6 protein-coding genes are annotated in these 7,831 nt (G+C 50.7%); all 6 read left to right on the forward strand.

Annotation, left to right across the window (positions count from 1 at the left end; genetic code table 11):
* Window positions 1-1,681 (forward strand): putative porin (locus ACOSYY_RS16085; RefSeq protein WP_421663707.1); only part of this gene is annotated, 1,681 nt, incomplete at its 5' end.
* A 35-nt stretch (window positions 1,682-1,716) separates the two neighbouring features.
* Complete coding sequence (modA, locus tag ACOSYY_RS16090) at window positions 1,717-2,541, forward strand: molybdate ABC transporter substrate-binding protein (RefSeq protein WP_421663709.1); 825 nt, start codon at window positions 1,717-1,719, stop codon at window positions 2,539-2,541.
* Entirely contained in the window at window positions 2,538-3,224 is a 687-nt protein-coding gene (locus tag ACOSYY_RS16095; protein ID WP_421663711.1) for a hypothetical protein, read from the forward strand. Before modA ends, ACOSYY_RS16095 begins: the two co-directional genes overlap by 4 nt.
* Before the next feature lie 1,845 nt (window positions 3,225-5,069).
* Window positions 5,070-5,366 (forward strand): hypothetical protein, encoded by a 297-nt coding sequence (locus ACOSYY_RS16100; RefSeq protein WP_421663713.1) that lies wholly within the window; start codon window positions 5,070-5,072, stop codon window positions 5,364-5,366.
* Between the two features lie 2 nt (window positions 5,367-5,368).
* Complete coding sequence (locus ACOSYY_RS16105; protein ID WP_421663714.1) at window positions 5,369-5,911, forward strand: hypothetical protein; 543 nt, start codon at window positions 5,369-5,371, stop codon at window positions 5,909-5,911.
* Window positions 5,912-6,613: 702 nt separating this feature from the next.
* Window positions 6,614-7,282: an MgtC/SapB family protein gene (locus ACOSYY_RS16110; protein WP_421663716.1), complete on the forward strand. Its 669-nt coding sequence runs from the start codon at window positions 6,614-6,616 to the stop codon at window positions 7,280-7,282.
* The last annotated feature ends 549 nt before the right edge of the window (window positions 7,283-7,831 follow it).

Raw genomic sequence — 7,831 nt, forward strand, 5'->3', positions numbered from 1 at the left:
ACCGGACCACCGGAAGTTCCATGTCAAGGAGGAATGTGACATGAGAATTTCCGCTGCCTTCCTATTATTTATACTTATTGCAACCTTCGTTATTGAGAGTTCGCCAACACTGGCTTTCGAGGAAGGCCAATTCGCCAAAAAGGACGGTAAGTGGGAGTATTATTCCGGGGAAGATCCCGGCTTAAAATACCTCTACATGAAAGGCGTGATTACCGAAGAGGAATACAATAAAGGCCTGAAGGCTATTGAAACCAAGGAACGAGTCACGAAGCCGAACTTCTCTATCGATGTTAACAACGGATTGAACCTCCGTGTTGGGGAGAAATTCCTCCTCAAACTTCGGCTGCTGACACAAGTTCGCTATACCCACAGCACATACAACGATGCCTGGGGAACCATCGGAGATTCAAGAAATCCAGAGATTCTCGGCGGGCAGGTTGAATTTCGTGCGTACAGGTATCCCAACGATACGAATAAGTTTTACGTGCCCAATGTGCAGCTTCAATTTATGGGGCATGCCTTCGATCCTGATCTGCGGTACAACTTTTCCTTGGCCGCCACTCAGCCGGCGTATGACCAAGAAGGAGGGAGTGGACGCCTTAATCTGCTCGATGCCTATATCTCATCCTGGCACATTCCCTGGGCCACCGTTCAATTGGGTCAACAGCGAGTCTGGTTTAATCGGGCCCTAATCAGCTCCAATGCCACCACATCGTTTGCTGATCCTATGATTGTGCAAAGGGTGTTTGCGTCCAACTTGCAAGGCAGCCGCGACGTCGGACTCCAGATCCTGAGCGACGAGGAGCGGTACAAATTCAATTATGCCCTAGGCATTTGGGGAGGAGTCGGGGCCAATCTGACACGAGAGGGAACGGCCGTCAGCCAGAATGTGTTGCCTCCAACCGGAACACCCGGCGCCCCGAATGCTGGAACCACCAGAACGTACAATTACGACACACGCATTTTGTCGGGCGAGATGATGTACACGGTCAGGTTACTGTACAAAATCTTGGGCAATCCAGGGTACGGACAAGGCGACATTCTGAATTCGCGGACCCCTCAAACCGCCGTCGCCTTCGCCTATGCCTATGATCCGTCTCAAGTTTACCTCAGTTCAATCCGGTCCGATATCGTCGAACGCGCATTTCGTCAACGCGTGGCGGCTGCCTATAACGGAAGATTGCTCGGTGGCGGCATTTATGATTTTCATACGTTCGACCTCGATTTTATTGCGAAATACCAGGGGTGGTCGATTCAAGCTGAGGGATTCTATCGAATACAGGATGTTCGGAATAGCGACGCCGGAACCAAGCCCTTCGATCTCGGGACCATCCCGACGAGTCCCCTCGCCGTGGGTCCGCCGGTGTCACTCGGTGATGCGTGGGGCTGGTATGTGCAGGTCGGAAAGTATGTTGTCCCTCGCAAGCTCGAAGTGGCCGTCCGATACGGCATTCATGATCCTTCAACTCGACAGAAACAAGATTTGACTAAGGAGCTTGGCGTCGCCATCAGCTACAGCTTCGACGGCACCTACAATAATCGGCTGATTCTCGATTACTCGAATATCACGATGGGAAGTGGTGGGCGAGCGCCGGACAGATTCCCTTTCGAGAATCTTCCGGGATTCGGCTTGGATCTCGTCGAGAACCGGTTCAATGTCCAATATCAGTTTTATTTCTAATGCACATGAGACAGCACAGAAATACGGAGGCCGTCATGAGACTGGTTCATCTTCTTGCTCACATATTTGTTGTAGTCGCCATTGTCGCATTGACAGCATCGGGGGCTCCGCCCGTACATGCACAATCCGAGGTGCTCACGATCGCGGCAGCTAGCAATCTGAAAGATGCGTTTCGAAAACTATTGCCGCTGTTCGAAGCACAAAATCGCGACGTCAACGTACGGGTCATCTATGCCCATCCGAAAACACTCACCAAGCAAATAGAGGAAGGCGCACCTGTCGATGTATTGTTGGCGGGGCAAGTCGAGGACATCGATCTTCTGGAAGGTAAAGAGCTTATTATTAAAGAAAGCAAACATATCTACGCTCGTACGGCTCTTGTTTTGATTACCAATAGCGCTTTTCCCGCGCTAGTGACTTCCATTGAAGAACTTGCCACGAAGCCGGTGCGACATATTGCAATCGGGGATCCCGCGGCGTCCGCTGTCGGCAAAGATACAATCCAGTTCCTGAAGCACCGGAATCTCGAGTCTCGTCTGAAAGCGCAACTTCTCTACGGAGAACATTCTCGAGCCGTGCTCGACCTCGTGTCAAAAGGAGAGGCCGAGTTGGGAGTGGTGTATCGCACCGATGCCATCGGGTCGAAGCGAGTACGCATTATTGATTCAGCACCGCCCGACAGTCATCGACCGATTACCTACGGAGCGGTCTCACCCTGGACGGCCCGAAATATTGCGGGGGCCCGCGACTTTGTTTCGTTCCTACAGACGGAGAAAGCGCAGGGAGAACTCAAACAATATGGATTCGATTCAGTCGATTCCGATATAAGTCCTACACCGCATCAGGAGGTTCAGCCATGAGCGGACGTAAACGCAGCAATGATCTGAGGTTTACCCAGGCACTGCTTCTTAGCATCGGCCTTGTGACTGGTTGTGCCGGGACATCAGTTGTACCAGAGATGGTCATTTATCAATCGGGTCTCAATCAGGTGTACTTGGAAAAGGATCCGAACCCCGATTTGAGCAGCCATCCAACCTCTCTCACGCCAAATGAGGTGGGTTTGTTGCTGCGGGGGGTACGTGTCTGGAAACAGCGCAATATTGTCTATCGCCTCCTTGCCGGAGAAGCGGAGCGAACAAGGGCCTTTCGCAATGAAGAAGTAGCGGTGCTCGCCCCCGCCCTTTCAAGGGCATTGGAACTGGCCTCGCCGGATCAGCGGATCTATTTTCATCTGAGTCATGTGACGGAGTATGGAGAGGAGGAAACGACATCTGGGTGGCTGTCTATTAGAGGAGATGTCCTCTATCTCACTCTCAGCGAGGCGCATGATCGGCATAGTCCTGGCCCGGACATTAGCAAGTATGATCGTCAGATGCCAAACGTCCCGGAACAGGCTCAAGCCTTTCATGCGACGTTTGAGCCGGAGGAGTATTTACGCGCGGTCCGTTCCGGTTGGAGATTGTTGACAACAAACCAACGGGAAGAATTACAGATTCAGTACCGTGACGCGCTCGATGCGCTGACACAATCTCCTCGGTCATGAATAAATTTCTGGTGTGTCGCTTCAGAGGTGGCCATGGCCTTTTCCAGAGTTGCATTGAGTCGAGCCCTTACGAACGATCAGACAGTGGAGATGTATTGTCGTTAATTTGGCTAAAGTTTTTCATTCGGAAGAACAAAGGGAATGCACGTTGTGAAAATAAAATGTCAGTTGTTTATCTATTGGCCTTCCCGCTGAAAAATAGAGCATTGGCTTGGAGGGACCATGACAGGCAACCGGCACACATAGGAACACTGAATCCTCAATCCGTTATGTAATCGATTGGTCGCTATCTTCGGCTATTTCTGGCGGATCGGATTGTGTGTTGATCGCCTTGATTTCCTTTATAAGACCCCAGTTCCGAGGACCCTCAGACCACACCTACACAACTTTGTCGACCACCTGACGCTGTCTGTGAACAACGTCAGGTGGTTTCCTGGCAAAAGATGCTCCCTTTTTAACTGTAACTAAGGCCACGGCATTACAGATATTAGTTCACCCTGAACGTGTCTTCAAAGAGTTCACGGCCGAATCAGTTGATCTGATCGATAAAGGCTCACTCTAATCGTGTTCTTCTCACTCGGATTAAACGAAGTAGTGGCTATCTGATGACAACCCTCCGTTTCGACAATTCTTCCTATGTCATTCGCAAGCACCTTCTCATCGAATCTCTGCTGCGTCAGCCATCCGGATCGGAATTCGTTTTGCAACTCAAGCTTCCACAAGCCAAGGGAGGTACACTCTCCAGGCCGAACCGTGAACTTTTTGGGAAGTTCGGTGTGCCATATTCCCTTACTAGTATGAAGGCTGACGTCTGTGACGCGATACGAGCCAGTTGGAAGCTTCACTGCGAAGGGTCCATTAAGCGGAAGAGGGCTCAGCAGGATGTGGGTTCCATGGGTCTCTTCCTGGACCCACCATTTCATATACGTCGCTCCATCGAGATCTGTCGGAAGATCTTTTTCATGCTGTGTTAAATGAATCCCTCCGAATAGAGTTCCATGCTTATCCCCGGTTGCTATGTCCTCCGAAGAGGAAACAGGTCTCACAACATTCATACAACCTAGGGACAAACCGGCCCAAAGAAGAATGCCCACGAGAGCGATCGTACGTTGCAGGGCTGGATAACACATACAGTTCTCCTTCTGTATACATTCCGTATACATTGCTAGTGAACTGACCATGACACAATGATCATAAGCCTTTGTGTACGCTTACTGGTTATGTCAATCAGCTCGCTTTGCTGACCGACCATAGAGGCCGACATCGAGCCGCACACGGCCTTGATGCTATGGTGCAGAGAACACGTGAGCTAGAGAGAAGGGGGTCGAAAAACTGATGTAGATAATACCGGCAGATGAAGGACTGAGCCTAACTCGGTAAAGGTATGGAGAAGGCGAGGCCTCTCCGGTTCAGGCGACGACGAAAGAGAGGACAAGTCCTCGGAAACAAGTTCGGATTCTGTGAGCATATCTGAATTCAACAGATCCAGAAATGTAAATGGCGTCCCAAGCATTTGTGCGACTACGCACAGACAGAGCACCACTGCCCAGCATACCTTGCTGTCTCTTCCCCATGATGACAGGGACGTCTTTGAGTGAGCAAGATCCATGCATGGAACTATAACACATGCTACCAGCTCTGTCATAGGTGAAGACAACCGTACATCTCTGCTTCCAGAACAACTCTGCTCCTGCAATAGCTGCTGAATAGACAGCATGGCACGTTTTGCAAGACGGTAATTCCATCTAAATACACCGGCACAATTTCTGCAGAGCCATATGTAGAAACTGCTGATCAGCGCGCAAGTAAACGATGCGGACGTAAACCTCATCAATAAGGTGAACCATGATATTGCCAAACATTGACCGTAACCCCATAGGGGCTGAGAGGACTGCTGTAGAAACGAACGTGCTGGAGATTTTGGATCAACAAGGCGCAAAGACATTGGACCAACTGGAAAGCGAATTGGTCCACATTGGAAGCGCACCACTGTTGTTTGCGATTGATCGTCTGAGTCGTTCGGGAAGGATCGCAATAGGTCCGCCCAGAAATGGAGACTATCTCGTCTGGCTATTACCGGAGTCGCACGCCAGCACGAGACAACCCCCTTCTGCTCCGAAGAATATCGAGGTCGAGGTCTAAGAATGCGAGTCGGCAAACGGATCGTGCGTCGAATCGGACAACAAGCGCTGACGTTCCGGTTTCCTGCCGTTATCGAAGGCCAAGTGTCCTATATCGGGCCGGACGAATTCTTAGGACGATGGTTCTTTCTCAGCTTCGTGCCGACTCTCGAAAGGTCCGACAACGTGCTTTGGAACCGACAAGGTAAAGAACTGGCGAAGCTGGGAGCAGCACTACTCCTGGTTCCGTCGGAAAGGCAGACAAGTATACGGAGGCGATCACTTGTTCCAGAACACATGCATTTCTTGGTCGCGGAAGACCCACTCAGTCGCTTACAGCGTCTCTATGGCGGCTCGATGACACAGTCAGTGGGACGAGGGCGGACATTCCTAGTCGATCCGTCAGGATCTCTCCGGTTTCATCTTGTCCACAGCCTGACCGATCAAGGCATGAAAGTCCTCGTAGAAGTCCTCATAGCCTATCAGAAGATGGATGCGCGGTCTCGGTGCAAGCCCCACGGCCATTCTGCCCTCGAATCATCTTTCTCAAGTCGAGCATTACTATAACTTGGTTCCCATCATCTTTTCCCATGGACCGTTCCTCAAATTGTAGTAGAGGGGGTCCACAACGGTTTCTGAACTCACAAGGCCATGGGTAACAGGAAGGATTGTTGATCCACAAGCATGAATCCAGCATGAATTGCTGACCATTCATCACTCTGCGCGGATATATCGCGCGAAGAATATTGAAATCCTTCATATTCCGAGTGGTATGAATTCTGCTTAGACCCGTTATTGCGCGGTTACCCTGCTGAACAAGACTCATTCTTTACTCTCTGCGATGGGTTCCTGTGGCATGTTTGAGGGGTATGGCGTGGATCGGACTATGACCCTCAAAGGATTCTGGCGAGGATTTTATGCGGGCCTTCTTCTCGCACTATTAGGTCACGGAGTATGGACTTACTGCTCCTCAGACAATGACCATCAGGCCGAATCTCTGTCACCTGCTGTGGAGGGTCATGAAATTTGGGCTACCCATCAGATCACTCATTCAGGTGTAGCGAACGGCGTGCCTGAGGGTGCGCGAACAATTCTTCCCGTTACAACACGATGGCGGCCAATAACATAACGTCTGCCCCAACTGACAGGCGGAAGAAAGACCGCTGGGCTTCGTTCACGACAGATTTGGCGGGAAAACCATGTCAGACATGGAAAACCCGTGACGGAACTCTTGGTAGATAGTTGAACGTAACCAAAGACGATCTTGAAATGTTGTTGCGTTTGGTCACTGGGGCGCTCGCGGGGGCGTTGATCGGATACGAGCGATCGTACCACGGAAGACCAGCGGGATTCCGCACCCATGCGCTGGTCTGTACCGCATCCAGTTTGCTGATGCTGGTTACTGTCTATCAGGCTCATTGGGTCCACGCCACCGCTGAATCCATCAAGCTTGATCCGACTAGAATGGCGCAAGGCATAATGACGGGGATAGGGTTCTTAGGCGCAGGGGTTATTATGAAGGACGGACTCTCGGTCCGGGGACTCACCACCGCTGCATCAATCTGGATAACAGCCGCAATTGGTATTCTGGCTGGGATCGGATTCTACTTTCCTCTCATCGTATCGGTCTTGCTCACGATAGGCATGCTCTCAATGCTCAGGTGGATTGAGACGCGTATGCCCACTCGAGCCTATTACCACTTTGAAGTTCACTTTACACGAGCTTCCGACATGACTGAAACTGCACTGCGCACATTGATCGAAAGTTACAGGTTCACTATTGCAAACTTTAGCTACCATCTTGACGCCGAAGGTCGCATACGTCGCCACAGTATGGTTTTGCGCACTACTGACCGCTCAAGCGCATCGCAACTATCTGAAAAACTCCAGGCAACTGAATCCGTGCATGAATTTCGCATTGCCCCGACGGGTGATTGATGAATTGTTTCGCATCAAGAGAACGGCCAATGGCGCCCATGGACCCCTCTCCCCTCCTGTTCAACACCATTCACTCGTCGGCAGCGGTGGCATGCTCGCGTATGCCCTGCAACGAGTCACAAAATGATTAGAATAAACCGATCTATCTGGCATCGATTCTGCATTTCTGCTTACTGGTGAACAGCAATATTCCGACTGTCTGCAAGCTGCTATAACACGTGTAAATATGGACCATTCCATCCATCCTCCAATCATAACATCCTCTTCTCATCATGTCCGTCCATCCTCATGTCGTTGCGATCATCGTTACGTGGCATGATGTGACATTCATCTCCGGACTCTCACTGTTGTACCCGGCGCGTGCTCTTTCATAGATCGCCGTGTTTTGATTGATGCAGTGGTTACACGCGAGTTCACTCATGAGCTCTCATCATCACTGAAAAAAGGACTCCCGATGCCCTTTCGTTATTTCAAGAACAAGTGCATGACTGAAAAAGCGACGCACGAATTGATGATCAGAGCATGTGCGCACATACGAGCCGCCATAAA

It is taken from the genome of Nitrospira sp. BLG_2, assembly GCF_049222245.1.

What these genes read in the sequence shown, in the direction of transcription:
- modA (WP_421663709.1), top strand. Translation starts at nt 1,717, where the DNA reads ATGAGACTGGTTCATCTTCTTGCTCACATATTTGTTGTAGTCGCCATT.
- ACOSYY_RS16095 (WP_421663711.1), top strand. Translation starts at nt 2,538, where the DNA reads ATGAGCGGACGTAAACGCAGCAATGATCTGAGGTTTACCCAGGCACTG.
- ACOSYY_RS16100 (WP_421663713.1), top strand. Translation starts at nt 5,070, where the DNA reads ATGATATTGCCAAACATTGACCGTAACCCCATAGGGGCTGAGAGGACT.
- ACOSYY_RS16105 (WP_421663714.1), top strand. Translation starts at nt 5,369, where the DNA reads ATGCGAGTCGGCAAACGGATCGTGCGTCGAATCGGACAACAAGCGCTG.
- ACOSYY_RS16110 (WP_421663716.1), top strand. Translation starts at nt 6,614, where the DNA reads ATGTTGTTGCGTTTGGTCACTGGGGCGCTCGCGGGGGCGTTGATCGGA.